Annotated in this window: 15 protein-coding genes; 12 read left to right on the top strand and 3 right to left on the bottom strand. The window is 69.2% G+C overall.

The features are described 5' to 3' along the window. Positions 1–9: 9 nt before the first annotated feature. Positions 10–6,381, top strand: coding sequence for an Hpt domain-containing protein (locus AB6807_RS32060; protein WP_371087743.1), 6,372 nt, complete (start codon positions 10–12; stop codon positions 6,379–6,381). A gap of 88 nt (positions 6,382–6,469) precedes the next feature. On the opposite strand, the gene AB6807_RS32055 is transcribed toward AB6807_RS32060, so the two are convergent. After that, positions 6,470–7,969, bottom strand: coding sequence for a deoxyribodipyrimidine photo-lyase (locus AB6807_RS32055; protein ID WP_371087742.1), 1,500 nt, complete (start codon positions 7,967–7,969; stop codon positions 6,470–6,472). Here AB6807_RS32055 and AB6807_RS32050 point away from each other — a divergent pair, their 5' ends adjacent. From AB6807_RS32050 to AB6807_RS32025, 6 genes are read left to right on the top strand one after another with little or no spacing between them, the layout of a single operon-like run. Then, complete coding sequence (locus tag AB6807_RS32050; RefSeq protein WP_116909471.1) at positions 7,970–8,569, top strand: YqgE/AlgH family protein; 600 nt, start codon at positions 7,970–7,972, stop codon at positions 8,567–8,569. Positions 8,570–8,577: 8 nt separating this feature from the next. After that, positions 8,578–9,042 carry a Holliday junction resolvase RuvX gene (gene ruvX, locus AB6807_RS32045; RefSeq protein WP_371087741.1) on the top strand — a complete coding sequence of 155 codons (465 nt, stop codon included), beginning with the start codon at positions 8,578–8,580 and terminating at the stop codon, positions 9,040–9,042. Beyond that, complete coding sequence (gene pyrR / locus AB6807_RS32040; RefSeq protein WP_371087740.1) at positions 9,039–9,563, top strand: bifunctional pyr operon transcriptional regulator/uracil phosphoribosyltransferase PyrR; 525 nt, start codon at positions 9,039–9,041, stop codon at positions 9,561–9,563. Before ruvX ends, pyrR begins: the two co-directional genes overlap by 4 nt. Beyond that, a complete protein-coding gene (locus AB6807_RS32035) occupies positions 9,563–10,525 on the top strand; it encodes an aspartate carbamoyltransferase catalytic subunit (RefSeq protein WP_093130404.1) in 963 nt (320 codons plus the stop codon). The genes pyrR and AB6807_RS32035 overlap by 1 nt, the downstream gene beginning before the upstream one ends. Beyond that, a complete protein-coding gene (locus tag AB6807_RS32030; protein ID WP_371087739.1) occupies positions 10,522–11,808 on the top strand; it encodes a dihydroorotase in 1,287 nt (428 codons plus the stop codon). Before AB6807_RS32035 ends, AB6807_RS32030 begins: the two co-directional genes overlap by 4 nt. Before the next feature lie 13 nt (positions 11,809–11,821). Beyond that, positions 11,822–12,568: a 1-acyl-sn-glycerol-3-phosphate acyltransferase gene (locus AB6807_RS32025; protein WP_116909469.1), complete on the top strand. Its 747-nt coding sequence runs from the start codon at positions 11,822–11,824 to the stop codon at positions 12,566–12,568. Positions 12,569–12,698: 130 nt separating this feature from the next. On the opposite strand, the gene AB6807_RS32020 is transcribed toward AB6807_RS32025, so the two are convergent. Further along, positions 12,699–12,848: a hypothetical protein gene (locus AB6807_RS32020; RefSeq protein WP_165840310.1), complete on the bottom strand. Its 150-nt coding sequence runs from the start codon at positions 12,846–12,848 to the stop codon at positions 12,699–12,701. A gap of 37 nt (positions 12,849–12,885) precedes the next feature. Continuing rightward, positions 12,886–13,683 (bottom strand): IclR family transcriptional regulator, encoded by a 798-nt coding sequence (locus AB6807_RS32015; protein WP_116909468.1) that lies wholly within the window; start codon positions 13,681–13,683, stop codon positions 12,886–12,888. A gap of 185 nt (positions 13,684–13,868) precedes the next feature. Between AB6807_RS32015 and AB6807_RS32010 the strand changes: the two genes are divergently transcribed. From AB6807_RS32010 to AB6807_RS31990, 5 genes are all read left to right on the top strand, one after another. After that, a complete protein-coding gene (locus AB6807_RS32010) occupies positions 13,869–15,635 on the top strand; it encodes an FAD-dependent oxidoreductase (protein WP_371087738.1) in 1,767 nt (588 codons plus the stop codon). Between the two features lie 38 nt (positions 15,636–15,673). Next, positions 15,674–16,450 (top strand): SDR family NAD(P)-dependent oxidoreductase, encoded by a 777-nt coding sequence (locus AB6807_RS32005; protein ID WP_371087737.1) that lies wholly within the window; start codon positions 15,674–15,676, stop codon positions 16,448–16,450. Between the two features lie 79 nt (positions 16,451–16,529). Continuing rightward, positions 16,530–17,738, top strand: a complete 1,209-nt coding sequence (locus AB6807_RS32000; protein ID WP_371087736.1) for an ABC transporter substrate-binding protein — start codon at positions 16,530–16,532, stop codon at positions 17,736–17,738. A gap of 64 nt (positions 17,739–17,802) precedes the next feature. Continuing rightward, positions 17,803–18,726 (top strand): branched-chain amino acid ABC transporter permease, encoded by a 924-nt coding sequence (locus tag AB6807_RS31995; protein WP_116909464.1) that lies wholly within the window; start codon positions 17,803–17,805, stop codon positions 18,724–18,726. Beyond that, positions 18,723–20,534, top strand: coding sequence for an ATP-binding cassette domain-containing protein (locus AB6807_RS31990; protein WP_371087735.1), 1,812 nt, complete (start codon positions 18,723–18,725; stop codon positions 20,532–20,534). Before AB6807_RS31995 ends, AB6807_RS31990 begins: the two co-directional genes overlap by 4 nt. Positions 20,535–20,542 lie beyond the last annotated feature (8 nt).

Below are 20,542 nucleotides of genomic sequence, written 5' to 3'. Positions count from 1 at the left end.
GCACCCAACGTGTCGATCCAAACCCCTGCCACGGCCCCTCTTGCCGGCACCCTGCCGGCCACCGAAGACCTCGGGCCGCTGGCCTGGGTGCTGGGAGAAATCCAGAAATCCCTCGACGGTGTGGGCAAGTCGTTGCGGCGCTTCGTGCGCGACGTGGGCGCCGCCGCCGAGCCCGAGAGCGGCCCGCTGCAAATGGCCCGCCTGCAACTGCACCAGGCCGTCGGCGCGCTGCAGATGGTGGGGCACCCTTCGCCCGCGCTGGTGCTGGGCGCCATCGAGTTCGCGGTGCAGGGCTTCATCGCCGAGCCGCAGCGCTGCACCGACGCCGCCGTGCTCAAGATCGAGCGCGCCGGCTTCGCCGTCACCGACTTCCTCAACACGCTGCTGGCCGGCAAGGCCGTTTCGTCGGTGGCGCTGTTCCCGCAATACCGCGACGTGCTGGAGCTGGTGGGCAACGAACGCGTGCACCCCGCCGACCTGTGGAGCACCGCGTGGCGCTGGGTCGAGGTGAAGCCGCCGCTCACGCAGGCCGCCATTGCCTACGACCCGAGCGTGCGCTCGCGGCTCGACCGCGAGGTGCTGCAGGTGGTCAAGTCCGGCGACACGCAGGCCGCGCGCCGGCTGCAGGCGCTGTGCCTGGGGCTCGGACGCGGTGCGTTGCTGCCCCGCGTGGCCAGCTTCTGGACCCTGGCCGCCGGCTTCTTCGAAGCCCTGGCCGCCGGCCTGGTGCTGCCCGACGCCTATGTGAAGCGCGCCGCTTCGCGCGTGCTGCTGCAATACGCCACGCTCGCGCGCGGCGACAGCGTGGTGTCCGACCGCCTGGGCCAGGACCTGCTGTTCTTCTGCGCGCAGGCCGTGCCCACCGACGGCGACGACACCGCCACGCTGCGCACCGTGCGCAGCGCCTGGGGCATCGCCGGCGAACCGCACGTCGACTACAACGCGGAGCAGTTCGGCCGCTTCGATCCGCTGGTGCTGCAACAGGCCCGCAAGCGCATCGAGACCGCCAAGGAAATGTGGTCGGCGCTTTCGGGCGGCGACATCACCCGCACGCGCCAGGTGGCCGACACCTTCGCGCAGCTCGGCGAGTCGCTGCACAAGCTGCATCCGCCCAGCCTTCCCATGGTGCAGGCGTTGACCCATGCGGTCGAGGCGTCGCTGCGCTCGGGCCAGGCACCGGGCACCGAACTGGCGATGGAAGTCGCCACCTCGGTGCTGTACCTGGAAGCCGCGCTCGAAGACCTCGACCCGAGCGACCCGCAACTCACCTCGCGCACGCTGCAACTGGCCGGGCGCATCGAACGCGTGCGCGACGGCGGCCATTCGGAGCCGCTCGAGCCGTGGATGGAAGACCTCTACCGCCGCGTGAGCGACCGCCAGACCATGGGCACCGTGGTCGACGAGCTGCGCAGCCACCTGAGCGAGCTCGAGAAATCGCTCGACCAGTACTTCCGCCGGCCGGCCGAAAAGGGCCTGCTGCGCACCGTGCCCACGCAGCTCATGCAGATGCGCGGCGTGTTTTCCGTGCTCGGCCTGGAGCAGGCCGCGCACACCGTGCAGCGCATGCGCGACGACGTCGAGGCGATGCTCGTGAGCACCTCGCCGGCCGAGGAAATGGCCGGCTTCGACGCGCTGGGCAACAACCTGGGCGCGCTCGGCTTCCTGATCGACATGCTGGGCTACCAGCCCGCGCTGGCCAAGCGCCTGTTCGTGTTCGACGACGAAGCCGGCGAACTCAAGCCGCTGATGGGTCGCCAGGCCACCGACAGCACGTCCGAAGACGCTGCCTCCAGCCAGCCGCCGGCGGTGCAATCGGTGCTCAGCATCGAGGAAGTCGACGCGCAGATCGCTTCCAAGCTCGCCGCCCTGGCCACGCCCAACCGCAAGGCCAAGGTGTCTCCCATCGAGGAGTTCAGCAACAAGGCCGACAGCTGGACGAACAAGATCTCCGGCCCCTCCGCGCTGCCCGACACCGAAGTCACCGAGCTCGAAGAAGACGACCTGCAGAACATCTTCCTGGACGAAGCCCGTGAAGTGGTCGAGGCCGGCCTGGCCGCCATCGCCGAGCTGGCCAGCTACCCGGACGACACCGAAGAGCTCACCATCCTGCGCCGCGCGTTCCACACGCTCAAGGGCAGCTCGCGCATGGTCGGTCTCACCGACTTCGGCGATGCTGCCTGGTCGCTCGAGCAGGTGCTCAACACCTGGCTGGCCGACCAGCGCGCGGCCACGCCGGAGTTGCTGTCGGGGACCGAGAGAACGCTGAAGGACTTCAGCCAGTGGGTCGAAGCCATTGCCTCGGGCCAGGCCCACGGCTGGCAGGCCTCGCAGTTCAGCCGCGTGGCGAACGCGCTGCTGGCCGGCGAGCCCGTGCCCCCGCCGGTGTTCGTGGCCGACGCGGAGGCCCTGGCGGTCGCCGCGCGCCACATCGCCGCGGAAACGCAGGTGCCGGCACCTGCGCCGGTCGCATCTCCGATGCCTGCCGCACCCGTGGCGTCGTTGCCGCCGCTGGCCTCCGTGCCCAACCTGCCGGACCTGCCTGACCTGTCGCTCGCCGACGAAGCGCCCGCGCATGCGCCGGTCGCACCCGTTCCCACGGCAGCCCCCGAAGGCTTCGAGACCATTGCCTGGGACGAGCCGCCACGCGCTGCCACGCCCGCCGCCCTCGAGGCCGACGACGATTTCGCCTCGACCGACTTCCTGGACTTCGACGCGAAGCAGACCACCGAGCCCGCACCGCTGCTCAACCTGCCGAGCGGCGACGAGTTCGATTTCCTGGCGCCTTCCAGGAAACCTGCACAGCCCGAACCCCAGCCCGAACCTGTTGTCGTCCAGCATGCGGCCGCGCCGGAGCCCGAGCTTGTTCTCGAGCCTGAACCCGTTGCAGCGCCGGTCGAACCTGCGCCCGAAGTCATCGAAGCGACCACCCCGAGCGAGACGGCATTGCCCGATTTCGACTGGGAGCCCGAGCCGCTGAAGACTGCCGAGCCCGAAGTCGTCGACGCCGTCGAAGTCACGATCGCGCCGGTCGAAGCGCCGGTAGCCGAATTCGAAACAGAGCAAGAGCCTGAGCCGGTCGCGACGTCCGAGGAGCCTGCGCTCGCGCTGGCCTCCGAACCCGCGCCCGAAGCCGAAGCCGCACAAGAACCCGAGGCAGAGCCGACGCCCGAGCCCGCGGCCGCCGAGGTGATCGCGCCCATCTTCGAAGCGCCGTCGCTGCCCGAAGAAGCGCCCATCCTCGTTGTCGAGGACGTGCCGGAAGCCGCTGAAGCAGTCGAAGCGCCCGAACCGGTGGCCGAGGCAGAGGCCGAACCCGCGCCTGCCCCAGAAGCCGAACCAGAACCCCAGCCCGAACCCGAACCTGTCGCACAGGTCGAAGCCCCTCAGGCCGTCGAAGAAATCGCCGCCAGCGCCGAAGACCAGGTCAAGGTCATCGGCCCGCTGCGCATCGGCATCGCGCTCTACAACGTCTACCTCAACGAGGCCGACGAGTGGTCGCGCCAGCTGGCCACCGACGTGGGCGAGTGGTCGCTGGAGTCGCACGAGCGCCTGCCCGACTCGACCATCGCGCTGGCCCATTCGCTGGCCGGCAGCTCCGCCACCGTGGGCTTCCACAGCCTGTCCGGCATGGCCCGCCTGCTCGAAGCCGCGCTGCAGCACCTGCAGATGCAGGGCAGCGGCACGCGTGAGCAAGGCCTGGTGCTGGTTGCCGCGGCCGACGAGCTGCGCCGTCTGCTGCACCAGTTCGCGGTCGGCTTCCTGCGCGACCCGGCCGAAGGCACGCTGCAGGCGCTGCGCGACATCGCCGCCTCGCCGATGCCCACCGAGCTGGCCATGCGCGCCGAAGCCCGGGCGCTGCCGCAGGTGGTGGTGCACGAGAGCATCGCCGACGTGGCGCTGGACGATTCCGAGGACGCCATCGACCTGGCCGACGCGGTCGACGTCGACCTGTTCCCGATCTTCGAGGAAGAGGCCGCCGACCTGCTGCCGCAACTGGGCGAGGCGCTGCGCCAGTGGGCGCACCACCCCGACGACAGCGCGCCGCGCGCGTCGGTGCTGCGCACCCTGCACACGCTCAAGGGCAGTGCGCGCCTGGCCGGGGCCATGCGCCTGGGCGAACGCGCGCACCGCATGGAGTCCGAGATCGAGACCCTGGGTTCCCAGGGCGCAGAGCGGGCCGACATCGAGAAGCTGCTCGTGCGCCTCGACGCACTGCAAGCCACTTTCGATGCCCTGCGTGCGGCGGACGACGCCACGCAGGTCGAGCTGGCGCAGATCGTGGCCTCGGCCACGGCCTCCGCACCGGTGGCGCACTTGGTGCAGGTGGCGACCGACGCGCCTGCAAACGACGAATCGGCCGCGCCGGCTTCCGGTGATGCCGAAGAGGCTGAGTCGACCGAACAGGCTGCTGGCCTCGATGTCGCGGGCGCCCCGGCACCCGCCAGGCTGCAGCCGCGCCCGGCACCCGCTCTGCTCACGCCGCTGCGCACCGCGACCGGCCAGGCCGTGCGCATCCGCACCCAGCTGCTCGACCGCCTCGTCGCGCAGACCGGCGAGGTCATCATCACGCGCTCGCGCCTGGAGGCCGAGCTGGGCCAGCTGCGCGGCTCGCTCGCCGACCTCACGGGCAACCTGGACCGTCTGCGCCAGCAGCTGCGCGACATCGAAGTGCAGGCCGAAAGCCAGATGCAGTCGCGCCTGGCGCAAGCCAAGGACTCGCAGCAGAGCTTCGACCCGCTGGAGTTCGACCGCTTCACCCGCGTGCAGGAACTCACGCGCATGATGGCCGAGTCGGTCAACGACGTGGCCACCGTGCAGCGCACTCTGCAGAAGACCGTGCAGGCCACGGAAGACGACCTGAGCGTGCAGGCACGCCAGACGCGTGAACTGCAGCGCGGCCTGCTGCGCACGCGCATGGTGGAGTTCGAAGGCATTTCCGACCGCCTGTACCGCGTGGTGCGCCAGGCCTCGAAGGACACCGGCAAGCAGGTGCGCCTGGACATCGTCGGCGGCTCCATCGAGATGGACCGCGGCGTGCTGGACCGCATGACGCCCGCCTTCGAGCACCTGCTGCGCAATTGCGTGGCCCACGGCATCGAGGACGCCGCGGCGCGCGAAAAGGCCGGCAAGGACGCCAGCGGCCTGATCGTCATCGACCTGCACCATGAAGGCAACGACGTGTCGGTGAGCTTCCGCGACGACGGCGCCGGGCTGGACCACAAGCGCATCGCCGAGCGTGCCCGCACGCTGGGCCTGCTGGGTCACGACGAACAACTGTCGCCCGAAGACGCCACCGAGCTGATCTTCAAGCCCGGGTTCTCGACCGCCGGCCAGGTGTCGGAACTCGCCGGCCGCGGCATCGGCATGGACGTGGTGCGCTCGCAGATCGCGGCCATCGGCGGACGCATCGAAACGCACAGCACGGCCGGGCAGGGCACCACCTTCAAGCTGGTGCTGCCGCTGACCACCGCCGTGACGCACGTGGTGATGCTGCGCGCCGGCGAGGTGTCGATCGGCGTGCCGTCCAACCTGGTGGAGCTGGTGCAGCGCGTGAGCGCCGCCGACCTCGAGGCGGCTTACAGGAGCAACAGCCATCCCTTCGGCAGCGAACAGGTGCCGTTCTACTGGGCCGGCGCGCTGCTGCAACACTCCACGCGCAGCGAACAGGTGGCCAGCAGGACCAACACGCTGGTCGTCGTGCGAAGCGCCGCGCAGCGCGTGGCCCTGCACGTGGACGAAGTGCTGGGCAACCAGGAAGTCGTGGTGAAGAACCTCGGCCCGCAGCTCGCGCGGCTGCCCGGCCTGGCCGGCATCTCGGTGCTGGCCTCGGGCGCGGTGGCGCTGATCTACAACCCGGTGGCGCTGGCCGCGATCCATGGCGACCTGGCGCGCGAGCGGCAGGCCGCCGCGCTGGTCGCGCCGGCGCATGCCTCGGCCGACGGCGAAGCCGGCGCGCCCCAGGCGCCGGTCACGCTGGCGCCCGTGGTGCCGCAGGTGCCGCTGGTGCTGGTGGTGGACGACTCCATCACCGTGCGCCGCGTCACGCAGCGCCTGCTGCAGCGCGAAGGCTATCGCGTGTCGCTCGCGGCCGACGGCCTGCAGGCGCTCGAGCGCCTGCAGCAGGAGCGCCCGGCGGTGGTGCTGTCGGACATCGAGATGCCGCGCATGGACGGCTTCGACCTGGCCCGCAACATCCGCGCCGACGCGGCCCTGGCGGAGCTGCCGATCATCATGATCACCTCGCGCATCGCCGAAAAGCACCGCGACTACGCGCGCACGCTGGGCGTGAACCACTACCTGGGCAAGCCGTATTCGGAAGAAGAACTGCTGCGCCTGGTGCGGGCCTACACGAGCGAACCGGCGCTGGCCGCCGCGGCCTGACGCGGTTCTCGCGTTCATCAAGCAGAAGGGGCCGCGAGGCCCCTTCTGCTTTTTGGCGGCGCGCGCCTTGTTCCCGCCTCGGTTTTCTTTATTTCTGCACGGCCTTCGCCCGCGCCACTCCATAGCGCTGCAGCGTCTTCTCCCGCGCCTCCGCATGGTCCACCACCGGCTTCGGGTAGTTCTCGCCCAGCTTGATGCCCGCCGCTTCCAGCTCCACCGGCGAAGCCGTCCACGGCGCGTGGATGGCCGCGTTCGACAGCCCCGCCAGCTGCGGCAGGTAGCGGCGGATGAACTTGCCTTCGGGGTCGAAGCGTTCGCTCTGCGTCACCGGGTTGAAGATGCGGAAGTAGGGCTGCGCGTCGCAACCGCTGGAGCTGGCCCACTGCCAGCCGCCGTTGTTGGAGGCCAGCTCGAAGTCGTTCAGGTGCGTGGCGAAGTAGGTTTCGCCGCGGCGCCAGTCCAGCCCCAGGTCCTTGCACAGGAAGCTGGCCACCACCATGCGCAGGCGGTTGTGCATGTAGCCGCTCTGGTTGATCTGCAGCATGGCCGCGTCCACCAGCGGGTAGCCCGTGCGGCCTTCGCACCAGGCCTCGAACAGCTGGTCGGCATGCTTGCCGTGGTGCCACTGGATCTTGTCGTAGTCGGGCCTGAAGCTCTTCGACTCGCCGCCCGTGTGCACGTGCGGAAAGTGCGCCAGGATCTGGAAGTAGAAGTCGCGCCAGATCAGCTCGCTCAGCCACGTTGCCGCGCCCGCGTTGCCCTGCAGCGACAGCTGGTGCGCCACGCTGGCCAGCTGCCGGATCGACACCGTGCCGAAGCGCAGGTGCACGCCCATGTAGCTGGGCCCGCGCACCGCCGGGAAGTTGCGCGCGTCGTCGTAGCGGTCGATGCGCTCGAAGAAATCCTCGAACAGCTCGCCCGCGCCCTGGGTGCCGGTGGGAATCTCCAGCGCCGAGAGGTTGGTCTTCTCGAAGCCGATCTCGCGCAGCGTGGGCACCGGCTCGCCGTAGGCCTGGGGCGAGGGCACCAGCGCGTCGGCGTGGCTGCGCACCGGGTACGACTTCAGAAAGAACGAGTCGACCTTCGCCAGCCAGGCTCGCTTGTAGGGCGTGAACACGGTGTAGGGCTGGCCGGTCTTGGTCATGACCTCGTCGCGGTCGAAGACGGTCGAGTCCTTGTAGGTGTGGAAGGTCACGCCGGCGTTGGCCAGCGCGCCGAACACCTTGGCGTCGCGTTCCAGCGCGTCGGGCTCGTCGTCGCGGTTGGCGAACACGGCCTGCACGTCGAGCTCGCGGGCCAGCGCCGGAATCTCGTGCACCGCCGCGGCATGCCGCACGATGAGCCCGCCGCCCAGCGCGCGCAGCTCGGCTTCGAGCGCCACCAGCGATTCGCGGATGAACTCCACGCGCCGGTCGGCGGTGGGCAGCAGGTCGAGGATCGCCTTGTCGAAGACAAAGACGCACACCACCTGGCGGCATGCGCGAAGCGCGCGGTAGAGGGCTGCGTTGTCGTCCACGCGCAGGTCGCGGCGGAACCACATGAGCCCTTTGGGATAGGTCTTGTCGACGGCCAGTAAAATCGGAGGCATATGGCTGCCGATTCTGCCCCGATGAACCTCACGCATCACTTTTTGATAGCGATGCCCGGGATGGAAGACAAAACTTTCAACCGCAGCGTCGTGTACCTCTGCGAACACAGCGAGCGCGGCGCGCTCGGGCTGGTGATCAACAAACCCAGCGACATCAACCTGAAGGTGCTGTTCGAGAAGATCGAGCTGCACCTGTCGCGCCCCGAGCTGGGCGAGGCCCCCGTCTTCCAGGGCGGGCCGGTGCAGACCGAGCGCGGCTTCGTGCTGCACGAGCCGGTCTTCACGCAGGCCGAGAAGCCCGAGGAATCGGTCTACGCCTCGACCATGACCATTCCCGGCGGGCTCGAAATGACCACCTCCAAGGACGTGCTGGAGGCCCTGGCCACCGGCGCGGGCCCGCGCAAGGTGCTGGTTTCGCTGGGCTATTCGGCCTGGGGCGAGGGCCAGCTCGAGTCCGAACTGGCCGAGAACAGCTGGCTGACCGTGGCCGCCGACTCGGCCGTGATCTTCGACACGCCCATCGAGCAGCGCTACGACAAGGCGCTGATGCTGCTGGGCCTGGAGGCGTGGAAACTGTCTCCCGACGCGGGCCACGCGTGAGCGACACCATGTCAGACGCGCCCGCGACCGGCCCCGCTTCCGTTCCTGTCCCCGCTCCTGTTTCGGCCCCCGCCACGGTCCCGGCCCACTTCCAGTCCTTCCTGGCCTTCGACTACGGCACCAAGCGCACCGGTGTGGCCAGCGGCAACCGGCTGCTGCAAAGCGCCACCCCGCAGGCCACCATCAAGGCCGAGGGCACCGATGCCCGCTTTGCCCTGGTCGAGGCGCGCATCAAGGAATGGCAGCCCGACGCGCTGGTCGTCGGCGTGCCCTACCACCCCGACGGCGCCCCGCACGAGAACACCCGCCGCGCCCAGAAGTTCGCGCGCCAGTTGCGCGGGCGTTTCAATCTCCAGGTGTTCGAGGTCGACGAGCGCTACAGCACCACCGAGGCCCTGTCCTCCGGCGCCCGCGATGCCGATGCCGCCTCCGCCTGCATCATCCTGGAGCAATTCTTGAGGAGTCTCCCGTGAGTTCCCTTTCCGCTATTCCCGCGACCCCAGCGATCCCCGATGCCGAAGCCCTCTACAAGGAGCTGCTGAACGGCGTGAAGCCGCTGATGCGCCCCGCCACCAAGCTGGTCGGCATCACCTCCGGCGGCGCCTGGCTGGTCGAGCGGCTGCAGAAAGACCTGGGCCTGGCCGGCGCGCCCGGCGTCATTTCCTCGGCCATGCACCGCGACGACTTCGCGCGCCGCGGCCTCTCGGCCAGCGCGCAGACCGCGCTGCCCTTCGACGTGAACGGCACCGACGTGCTGCTGCTCGACGACGTGCTCTACACCGGGCGCACCATTCGCGCGGTGCTCAACGAGCTGTTCGACTTCGGCCGCCCCGCCTGCGTGCGCCTGGCCGTGCTGGTCGACCGCGGCGGGCGCGAGCTGCCCGTGGCCGCCGACTTCGCCGCGACGACGCTCACGCTCCCCGACACCCAGTTGCTCGCCCTCGCACGCGCCGAGGACGGCGCCTTCAGCCTCAAGGTGGAGGAGAACAAGTAATGCTCTACAAGCGAAACCCGCAGCTCAACAAGAACGGCGAGCTGATCCACCTGCTGTCCATCGAGGGGCTGCCCAAGGACATCGTCACGCACATCCTCGACACGGCCGCCAACTTCACCAGCGTGAGCGACCGCGAGGTGAAGAAGGTGCCGCTGCTGCGCGGCAAGAGCGTCTTCAACCTGTTCTTCGAGAACAGCACGCGCACCCGCACCACCTTCGAGATCGCGGCAAAGCGCCTGTCCGCCGACGTCATCAACCTCGACATCGCGCGCTCCTCGGCCACCAAGGGCGAGTCGCTGCTGGACACCATCGCCAACCTGAGCGCCATGGCCGCCGACCTGTTCGTGGTGCGCCACAGCGAGTCGGGCGCGCCGTACCTGATCGCGCAGCACGTGGCACCCCACGTGCACGTGGTGAACGCCGGCGACGGCCGCCACGCGCACCCCACGCAGGGGCTGCTCGACATGTACACGATCCGCCACTACAAGAAAGACTTCTCGAACCTCACGGTCGCCATCGTGGGCGACGTGCTGCATTCGCGCGTGGCGCGCTCCGACATCCACGCCCTCACCACGCTGGGCTGCGCCGAGGTGCGCGTGGTCGGCCCCAAGACGCTGGTGCCCGCCGACATGGCCGGCATGGGCGTGCGCGTGTGCCACACGCTCGAGGAAGGCATCAAGGACTGCGACGTCGTCATCATGCTGCGCCTGCAGAACGAGCGCATGAGCGGCGCGCTGCTGCCGTCCTCGCAGGAATTCTTCAAGACCTTCGGCCTCACGCCGGAGAAGCTGCAACTGGCCAAGCCCGACGCCATCGTGATGCACCCGGGCCCCATCAACCGCGGCGTGGAGATCGACTCCGCCGTGGTCGACGGCAAGCAGAGCGTGATCCTTCCCCAGGTCACTTTCGGCATCGCGGTGCGCATGGCCGTGATGAGCATCGTGGCGGGTAACGAAGCATGAACACACTGATCACCAACGCCCGCGTGGTCGACCCCGCGTCGGGCACCGACAGGCAAGCCGACATCGCCATCGCCGACGGCAAGATCGCCGGCATCGGCAACAGCGTGCCCGCCGGCTTCAAGGCCGAGCGCACCATCGACGCCGCGGGCTGCATCGTCGCGCCCGGCCTCGTCGACCTGGCCGCGCGGCTTCGCGAACCGGGCTACGAGCACGAGGGCATGCTCGAAAGCGAAATGGCCGCGGCCATTGCCGGCGGCGTGACCAGCCTGGTGTGCCCGCCCGACACCGACCCGGTGCTCGACGAGCCCGGCCTGGTCGAGATGCTCAAGTTTCGCGCCGAGAAGCTGCAGGGCGCGCGCCTGTTCCCGCTGGGCGCGCTCACGCGCAACCTGGCCGGCGGCGTGCTCACCGAGATGGCCGAGCTCACCGAGGCCGGCTGCATCGGCTTCAGCCAGGCCGACGTGCCGCTGGCCGACACGCAGGTGCTGCAGCGCGCCCTGTCCTACGCCAGCACCTTCGGCTACACCGTGTGGCTGCGCCCGCAGGACCGCGACCTGGGCAAGGGCGTGGCCGCCAGCGGCCCGCTGGCCACGCGGCTGGGGCTCGGCGGCGTGCCGGTGTCGGCGGAAACCATTGCCATCTTCACCATCGTCGAGCTCATGAAGAGCACCGGCGCGCGCGTGCACCTGTGCCGCATTTCCAGCGCGCGCGGCGTGGCGCTGGTGCGCGAAGCCAAGGCGCAGGGGCTGCCGCTGACCTGCGACGTCAGCATCAACTCGCTGCACCTGGCCGACACCGACATCGGCTACTTCGACAGCCGTGCGCGCCTGAACCCGCCGCTGCGCCAGCAGGGCGACCGCGACGCGCTCTCGGCCGCGCTGGCCGACGGCACCATCGACGCGCTGGTGTCCGACCACACGCCCGTGGAGGCCGACGCCAAGACCCTGCCTTTCGCCGAAGCGGAGCCCGGCGCCACCGGCCTCGAGCTGCTGCTGCCGCTCGCGCTGCAGTGGGGCGAGCGCAGCGGCGCGGGCGTGGCGCGCGCCATCGAGGTCATCACCTCCGCGCCCGCGCGCCTGCTGAGCGCCGCCGACGCGGGCACCGGCATCGGCCGCATCGCCGAGGGCGGCGTGGCCGACCTGTGCATCGTCGACCCCGCGCTCGAATGGCAGGTGCTGCCCGAGGCGCTCAAGAGCCAGGGCAAGCACACCCCCTTCGCCGGCTACCCGCTGCTGGGCCGCGCGCGCCACACGCTGGTGGGCGGGCGCGTGGTGCACGGCTAGAAGCAACGCCCCGATGGTCCATTCACTGAAGGCCTGCTGGCGCCTGCTGCATGCGGTGGGGCATGCACTGGCCGGCTGGTGGACGATCCGCTTCACCTTTCCCGGCTTGTCGCAGGCCGAGCGCAACGCGCGCGTGCAGGCGTGGTCCCGGCGCATGCTCGAGATCATGGGCATCACCCTCAGGGTGCAGGGCACGCCGCCGCCCGAGGGCCCGGTGCTGCTCATCTGCAACCACCTGTCGTGGCTGGACATCACCTGCATCCACGCGGCGCGGCACGTGCGCTTCGTGTCCAAGTCGGACGTGAAGGGCTGGCCGCTGATCGGCACGCTCTCGACCGGCTCAGGCACGCTCTACATCGAGCGCGAACGCCGGCGCGACGCGCTGCGCGTGGTGCACCACATGACCGAGGCGCTGCGCAACGGCGACCTGATCGGCGTGTTTCCCGAGGGCACCACCAGCGACGGCCGCGGCCTGCTGCCGTTCCACGCCAACCTGCTGCAGGCGGCCATTTCCTCGGGCGCGCCCGTGTTGCCGGCCGCGTTGCGCTTCGCCGATGCCGCCACCGGCGAGACCAGCCAGGCCCCGCGCTACATCGACGACGACAGCCTGGCCACCTCGCTGTGGAACACCTTGCGCGCGCCGCCGCTGCTGGCCATCGTGCGCTTCGGCGAGCCGCAGGACTCGCACGGCCGCGACCGCCGCACGTGGGCGCAGTCGCTGCATGAAGACGTGCAGCAGCTGCGCCGCGAAACGCTCTGACCGCTGTCTTTCCGGGGCGAGCCGCGCGGCATAAAAAAAGCGCCTCCGAGGAGGCGCTTAACGACGCCGAAGCGCCGTGAGGAGGAACCGCAATTGCAGTTCGAGCAAAAACCTCGCGGTGTTCTCAGGGTCAGAGAATGCCGAAGACCTTCAGGCCGATGATCACGATCAACGGTACGCCGCACAGCCAAAGAATGATGCTTTTCATGATCGAGGTCTCCTGAAGTAGTGAGCCTCCAGCGTGGCCGCGGTTCAGCGCGCCACGTGCGGGATAAAGCAATTCGCACGCGTGAGCGCGTGCCTACATGCCTGTGCGCTCAGGCCTGCTCGCCTGTCGGCACGAAGCCCAGGCGGCGCGAGATCTCCAGCGCGCAGGCTTTCAGCGGCACCGCCACGCGGCCTTCCCATTCGCGGTCGAAGGTGGCCTCGGGCCCCATGGCCGTGATGCCCAGCACCAGGTTGTTGGTCGAGTCGAACACCGGCGCGCAGAACGCGTCGATGCCCGGAATCGGCTGGCCCAGCGTGCGCGACATGCCGTGCAGGCGTGTCTCGACCAGCAGCGCTTCGATCTCCGCGCGCGACAGCTCCGTGGTGGCGCCGCGGCCGTCCGCCGGGCGGGCGCGCGCCAGGTCGTCGAGCATCATTTTTTCCACCACCTTGGGCGGCAGGTAGGCGGCAAAGAGCCGGCCCGTGGCCGTGTAGGCCAGCGACATCACGGTGCCGGTGCGCAGGTTCACGTGCAGCGGATGAATGGGCTCTTCCAGCCGCACCACGGTCGGGCCGAAGTTGCCCCACACCGCCACCGCGATGCTCTGCTCGGTTTCCGAGGCCAGCGCCTCGATGAGCGGCGAGGCCTCCTTGATCGGGTCCAGCCGCTGCAGCTTGGCCAGGCCCAATTGCAACGCCAGCGGCCCCAATTCGTAGCGGCCGGCGCCGTCCTGCACGACGAAGCCGACCTTCAGGAAGCTGACGAGGTAGGGGTGCGCCTTGCCGACGGGAACTCCCGCCGACTTGCCCAGGTCGCGCAGCGCCATGGGCGCCACATGGCGCCCGAGGGCCACCAGCAACTGGGTTCCGATTTCGATCGACTGAATGCCACGTCTTGGCTTTTCCATGGGGCGCCCAGCGTGGGGAATGAAAGTGGGGGCGAGTATAGCCATCAGGGTTTCTACTGATATTGTCATGATCAATCGACGATGACTGATCGTCTGATAGTAACTAAACGACTTGACCATATCAATGTCGCTGCCTAAACTCCGCCCCAACTTAAGTCGTACACAAACAGAGGCAAGACAAGCAGATGGAACAGACCAGTTTTGAATGCGATGTGCTCGTCGTCGGCAGCGGCGCATCGGGCATGTCCACCGCCATCACGGCGGCGTCGCAGGGGTTGAAGGTGCTGGTGGTCGACAAGGAGCCGCGCTTCGGCGGCACCACCGCGCGCTCGGGCGGCTGGCTGTGGATTCCGGGCACGCGCCTGGCCACGGAGCAGGGCATCCACGAACCCGAAGGCGCCGCGCTGGCCTACATGCAGCACGAGACCACCACGCATTTCGACGCGGCGCGCGTCGGCGCCTTCCTCGACATGGGCCCCAAGGCCATCGACTTCTTCACGCGCAATACCTGCGTGCAGTTCGACATGCCGCCCGTGTTCCCCGACTACCACGCCGAAGCGCCCGGCGGCCAGCAGGGCGGGCGCTCGATGGTCACGCGCCCGTTCGACGGCCGCGAGCTCGGCGCGCGCGTGAAGCAGCTGGCGCCGCCGCTGCCCGAGCTCACGGTGTTCGGAATGATGTTGGGCTCGGGCCCCGAGATCAAACACTTCATGCGGGCCTTCAAGTCGCCCACCTCGTTCTGGTACGTCACCAAGCGGCTCACCCGCCACTTCCTCGACGTGCTGGGCCATGGCCGCGGCATGACGCTGACCAACGGCAACGCGCTGGCCGGCCGCCTGGCCAAGGCCGCGATGGACCTGGACATTCCCGTGTGGCTTTCCTCGCCCGTGAAGAAGCTCGTGGTCGAGTACGACGGCGTTTCGGGCGCGGTGGTGCAGCACGAAGGCAAGACGATGCGCATCGTGGCCCGGCGCGGCGTGGTGCTGGCCTGCGGCGGCTTCCCCTACGACGTGGAACGCCGCAAGGAGCTGTTCCCGCACGCGCCCACCGGCAAGGAGCACTACTCGCCGTCGCCCTCCACCAACACCGGCGACGGCCTGCGCCTGGCCGAGGCCGTGGGCGGCCGGGTCGACGGCACCATTCCGCACGCCGCGGCGTGGGTGCCGGCGTCGGTCACCACGCGCCCCGACGGCACCAAGGGCGTGATGCCGCACTTCATCGACCGCGCCAAGCCCGGCGTGATCGCGGTCACGCCCAAGGGCAAGCGCTTTGCCAACGAAGGCAACTCGTACCACGACTTCGTGCAGGCGATGGTCAAGGCCTGCGAGCGCGACGCCGAGCCCGAGGTCACGGCCTGGTTGCTGTGCGACCACAAGGCGTTGCGCGACTACGGCCTGGGCTGCGTCGCGCCCTCGCCGCTGCCCATCGGGCGCCACCTGAAGAGCGGCTACCTGAAGCGCGGCGCGAGCATCGGCGAGCTGGCCAAGGAAATCGGCATTGCGCCCGCCGTGCTCGAAGCCACGGTGAAGGAGTTCAACAACGGCGCGCGCACCGGCGAAGACCCGCTCTTCGGCAAGGGCAGCAAGGCCTACAACCGCTACCAGGGCGACGCCAACGTCACGCCCAACCCGTGCGTGGCGCCGCTGGAAAACGGCCCGTACTACGCCATCAGGCTGGTGGTGGGCGACATCGGCACCTTCGCCGGCCTCGTCACCGACGAGAAGACCCGCGTGCTCGACGCCGACCGCCAACCCATCAAGGGCCTGTACGCCGTGGGCAACGACGCGGCCAGCGTCATGGGCGGCAACTACCCCGGCGCGGGCATCACGCTCGGCCCGGCGCTGACCTTCGGCTACGTGGCCGGCCTGCAGCTCGCGCAGGCCGAAGCGCTGGCCACGGTGCAGCTGCAGGTCGAACAGCGCGAAGCCGTGCCGCTCGCCCGCAAGGCCTGACGCCTTTTCGTTCACACCCTTTCACACAGGAGCCACCGATGGCCTTTCCCGCAAACGTCGCCCCCCGCCTGCTCGAAGGCCGGCTGGCCTTCATCACCGGCGCCGGCCAGGGCAACGGCCGCGCGCTCGCGCTCGGCCTGGCCCAGGCCGGTGCCCGCGTGGTCGTCACCGACATGAACGACGCCACCGTGCGCGAAACCGCGCAGCTGGTGCGCGACGAAGGCGGCGAGGCCTGGCCGTTCGTGCTCGACGTGACCGCGCCCGAGGCCTGCCACGCGCTCGCCGAGCGCGTGGGCAAGGAGATCGGCAACGTCGACCTGCTGGTGAACAACGCCGGCATCATCATTCGCGAGACCACCAGCAGCCCGAACGCCGCGGCCAACTGGAAGAAGACCATCGACGTGAACGTGCACGGCACCTTCAACACCACGCTGGCCTTCATTCCGGTGCTCAAGCAGACGCGAGGCTCCATCATCAACATCGCTTCCATCGCGGCCTACGCGGGGCAGGCCGCGAGCCTGGGCTACGCGCCGTCGAAGGGCGCCATCAAGCTGCTCACGCAGTCGCTCGCGCAGGAGCTGGCACCGGCGGGCGTGCGGGTGAACGCGCTGGCGCCCGGCGTCATCGAGACGCCCATGACCGCCGCCACGCGCGAGAACCCGCAGCGCCTCGAGTCGTTCATGACGCGCATTCCCATGGGCCGCGTCGGCCAGACCGAAGACCTCGTGGGCCCGGTGATCTTCCTGGCCAGCGACATGTCGCGCTACGTCACCGGCATCGTGCTGCCGGTGGACGGCGGCTTCCTCGCGGTCTGAGCCACTGGCTGCGCCTTCGCGAACTTCCGCGCCTTCCCGAATTTCCGCTTCCTCGTTCGTCAACCTCAGGAGACAAAAAATGAAAACCGTCCGTCTGTACAAGACATTGCTCGCCACCGCCGCGTTCTCCACGTTCGCCGCGTTCGCCCCTGCGGCGTCCGCGCAGGACATCAAGCTCGGCTACAACGGCGACCTCTCCGCCTCGCCTTCCGCGCAGAGCGGCCAGGCCGCGGTGCTGGGCATGGAAGCGGCCATTGCCGACATCAACGCCGCCGGCGGCGTGCTCGGCAAGAAGCTGGCGCTGGTCACGCGCGACGACGTGTCGGCCCCGCCCAAGTCGATCCAGAACATGAGCGACCTGATCGACAACGAGAAGGTGGTGGCGGTGTTCGGCCCCACCAACTCGGGCAACGCCATGGCGTGGAAGCACATCGCCAACCAGAAGAAGATTCCCGTGCTGGGCAACGTGGGCTCGGGCACCGACATCACCAAGCCCATGAGCCCCGGCGCCGACAACTACATGTTCCGCGTGTCCATGGTCGACCGCGAGCAGGTGGCCGCGCTCATGGCCTACGTGAAGAAGAACACGGCCGCCTCCAAGGTGGTGGGCCTCATGGCCGAGACCACCGGCTACGGCCAGGGCGGCCTGAAGGACATGGAGGAAATCGCCAAGCTGCAGGACATCAAGGTCGCGGCCACCGAGCGCTTCGGCGTCGGCGACACCGACATGACCTCGCAGCTCAGCAAGATGAAGGCCGCCAACGTCGACACCGTGGTGGTGTGGGCGCAGGGCACGCCCATTGCGCAGCTGGTGCGCAGCATGGAGAAGATCAACTACTTCCCGCTCACGCTCACCTCCTGGGCGGCGGACAACATCACCTTCTACGACGCGGCCGGCAAGGCCCTGGCCGAGAAGCCGATCTTCATGCGCACCGTGAGCGAAACCCGCACGCCCGCGCAGCAGAAGCTGTTCGACCGCATCGGCAGCAAGCTGAAGGCGCCGGGCTCGTTCTCGTTCGCGCTGCACGGCTACGACTCCATGCAGATCCTCGCGCAGGCCATGAAGCAGGCCAACACCACCGAAGGCTCGGCCGTGCGCGCCGCGCTCGAAGACCTGAAGACACCGGTGCACGGCGTGCTCAAGACCTACGACAAGCCCTTCAGCAAGACCAACCACGAAGCCCTGACCGCCAAGGACCTGGTGTGGATCCGCTGGAAGGACGGCAAGCTGCTGCCCTACGACGACGCGCTGATCGGCGGCCTGAAGCCCGCCGACTTCAAGCAGTAGGCCGCCCCGGCCAACTGAAGAAGATCCGAGAAAACCCAAAAGAACCCAAGAAGAGAGACACACCATGGTTGTAGCGCTCCTGCAGGCGCTCATCAGCGGGCTCGCCGTCGGCGGTGCCTATGCGCTGGTGGCGCTCGGTTTCAGCATCACGTTCACGACGACCAAGACGCTGAACTTCTCGCACGGCGAGTTCGTCTCGGCCGGCGCGTTCATCGGCATGAGCGCACTGTTCCTGGTGCTGGGCAAGCCCTTCGACTCCACCACCTTCGGCGACGCCGTTCCCGGCGCGGGCGCACAGCTGTTCGCGCTGGTGGCCGCGCTGGGCGTGATGGGGTTGCTGGGCTGGCTGCTCTATGTGCTGGGCGTGCGGCCGTTCGCGGGCCGCCCCGGCATGGCCTGGGTCATGAGCACGCTGGGCTTCGGCGTGATCCTGCAGAGCGTGGGCCTGGCCATCTGGGGGCCCAAGCCCGTGGTGGTGCCCGCGCCGGTGGGCGATACCGTGATCCGCATGTTCGGCGTGGGCGTGCGCCCGCAGGAGCTGCTCACGCTGGGCGTGGCGGTGGTGGTGATGATCGGCTTCGACCGCGTCATGAACCGCACCATGGTCGGCAAGGCCATGCGCGCGGTGGCGCAGAACGGCAACGTCGCCAGCCTCATGGGCATCAACACCAACGCGATGATGATCGGCGCCTTCGTCGTCAGCTCCGCGCTGGCCGGGCTCTCGGGCTTCCTGCTGGCGCCCATCGCGCAGGCCTCGCTCTTCATGGGGCTCACCGTGGGGCTCAAGGGTTTCTCGGGCGCGATGATCGGCGGGCTGAGCAATCCGCGCGGCTGCGTCATCGGCGGCTTCCTGCTGGGGGTGCTCGAGTCGATGGTCAACCTGTGGCAGGCGCAGTGGCGCGAGGTGGCGGTGTTCGCGCTGGTCATCCTGGTGCTGGCCTTCCGCCCCACCGGCCTCTTCGGCCGCTCGACGGTGGAGAAGGTATGACGCTCGCGAAGCGCCTTGCCCACCCCGCCGGCGTGGTCGCGTTCGCGGCCGCGCTGATCGGCGTCGTGTCGATGTTCGGCAACGACTACTACCTGCGCATCGCCTTCATGATGTGCGTCTACTACCTGTGCGCCGCCGGCATGAACGTGCTGGTCGGCTACGCGGGGCAGAAATCGCTCGGCCAGGCGGGCCTGTTCGCGGCCGGCGCCTACGGCGTGGCGCTGCTCACCTCCCGCACCGACATGGACCCGTGGCTCGCGCTCGCGCTGGCCGCCGTCATCTCGGGCGTGTGCGGCGTGCTCATCGCGCTGCCCTCGCTGCGCGTGAAGGGGCCGTACCTGGCCATGGTCACGCTGGCCTTCGGCATCGTGGTGGAGAAGCTCGTGGGCGAATGGACCGACGTGTTCGGCGGCGCGCAGGGCATCTACGGCATCCGCCCGCTCACCTGGAAGGGCGCGCCGCTGGACACCACGCAGTGGGTCGTGCTGGGCATCGTGCTGTGCGCGGCCCTGCACCTGCTGCTGCGCAACCTGCTGGGCGGGCGCTTCGGCCGCGCGCTGCTGTCGCTGCAGGCGGACGAGATCGCGTCGTCGTCGGTGGGCGTGCGCGTGTACCGCGCCAAGGTCATGGCCTTCGTGGTCGCGGCCGTCACCTGCGGCATCGCGGGCGCGCTGGTGGCGCAGCAGAACCAGTACATCAACTCCGACTTCATCACCTTCCACCTGTCGATCTTCATCCTGCTGCTGGTGCTGTTCGGCGGCGCGGGCTCCATGTACGGGCCGCTGGTGGGCGCGGTGCTGCTCACGCTGACCGACGCGCTGCTGGCGCGCTGGCCTTCGGCGCAGCACTTTCTCTACGGCTTCCTGCTGCTGTTCGCGCTGTACGTCATGCCCGGCGGTGTGGTGGGCCTGTTCAACAAGTGGTTCATGAAGTCGCGCCACCGGGGCGAGGGCACCGGCAACGGCGTGCCCGGCCAGATCGGCCCGGGCGGCGAAGGCGAGCTGCTGGTGGTGCAGGGCGTGAGCAAGTCGTACGGCGGCGTGAAGCCCGCGCAGGACGTGTCGTTCCGCCTGCAGCGCGGCCACATCCATGCGCTCATCGGGCCCAACGGCGCGGGCAAGAGCACCATGATCAACATGCTCACCGGCGTGATCGCGCCCGACGCGGGCTCCATCCGCTTCCTGGGCGAGAACATCGCCGGGCGGCCCGCGCACACCATCTGCTGCATGGGCATGGGCCGCACCTTCCAGAACCTGCGCCTGTTCGCGGAGCTGTCGGTGCTCGACAACGTGATGCTCGGGCGGCACAGCCGCATGAGCAACGGCTTCCTGTCGTCGCTGGTGGCATGGCCCACCGCCGGCAAGCAGGAGCGCGAGACGCGCGAGCGCGCGTTGCAGCTGCTCGACCTGGTCGGCCTCGGCCACCTCGCGCACTGGCCCGCGGGCAGCCTGCCCTACGGCCTGCAACGCCGCGTGGAGCTGGCGCGCGCGCTGGCCACCGAGCCGCAGCTGCTGCTGCTCGACGAACCCGCCGCCGGCCTCAACCCGCAGGAGACCGCCGAGCTCGGCGAGCTGCTGCTGCGCGTGGGCAAGTGCGGCGTGTCGATCCTGATGGTGGAGCACCACATGGACCTGGTCATGTCCATCTCCGACCACGTGATCGTGCTCGACTACGGCATCAAGATCGCCGAGGGCAAGCCCGCCGAGGTGCAGGCCAACCCGCGCGTGGTCGAGGCCTACCTGGGCGTGGACGACGAAGAAGAAGTACCGGCGCATTCCGCGAACGCACCGCACACCGTGCCCGCTTGAGCGAAAGA

The organism is Variovorax sp. RCC_210 (assembly GCF_041355175.1).
GTDB lineage: Bacteria > Pseudomonadota > Gammaproteobacteria > Burkholderiales > Burkholderiaceae_C > Variovorax.
Note: the sequence above shows the minus strand (reverse complement) of the source record. Positions and strands in the feature narration are given on the sequence as shown.

Excerpts from the sequence above, each read along its gene's own strand:
- AB6807_RS32005 (WP_371087737.1), top strand. The coding sequence starts at position 15,674 with ATGGCCTTTCCCGCAAACGTCGCCCCCCGCCTGCTCGAAGGCCGGCTG.
- AB6807_RS32000 (WP_371087736.1), top strand. The coding sequence starts at position 16,530 with ATGAAAACCGTCCGTCTGTACAAGACATTGCTCGCCACCGCCGCGTTC.
- ruvX (WP_371087741.1), top strand. The coding sequence starts at position 8,578 with ATGTCAGACGCGCCCGCGACCGGCCCCGCTTCCGTTCCTGTCCCCGCT.
- AB6807_RS32030 (WP_371087739.1), top strand. The coding sequence starts at position 10,522 with ATGAACACACTGATCACCAACGCCCGCGTGGTCGACCCCGCGTCGGGC.
- AB6807_RS31990 (WP_371087735.1), top strand. The coding sequence starts at position 18,723 with ATGACGCTCGCGAAGCGCCTTGCCCACCCCGCCGGCGTGGTCGCGTTC.
- AB6807_RS32025 (WP_116909469.1), top strand. The coding sequence starts at position 11,822 with ATGGTCCATTCACTGAAGGCCTGCTGGCGCCTGCTGCATGCGGTGGGG.
- AB6807_RS32035 (WP_093130404.1), top strand. The coding sequence starts at position 9,563 with ATGCTCTACAAGCGAAACCCGCAGCTCAACAAGAACGGCGAGCTGATC.
- AB6807_RS32055 (WP_371087742.1), bottom strand. The coding sequence starts at position 7,969 with ATGCCTCCGATTTTACTGGCCGTCGACAAGACCTATCCCAAAGGGCTC.
- AB6807_RS32015 (WP_116909468.1), bottom strand. The coding sequence starts at position 13,683 with ATGGAAAAGCCAAGACGTGGCATTCAGTCGATCGAAATCGGAACCCAG.
- AB6807_RS32010 (WP_371087738.1), top strand. The coding sequence starts at position 13,869 with ATGGAACAGACCAGTTTTGAATGCGATGTGCTCGTCGTCGGCAGCGGC.
- AB6807_RS31995 (WP_116909464.1), top strand. The coding sequence starts at position 17,803 with ATGGTTGTAGCGCTCCTGCAGGCGCTCATCAGCGGGCTCGCCGTCGGC.
- AB6807_RS32050 (WP_116909471.1), top strand. The coding sequence starts at position 7,970 with ATGGCTGCCGATTCTGCCCCGATGAACCTCACGCATCACTTTTTGATA.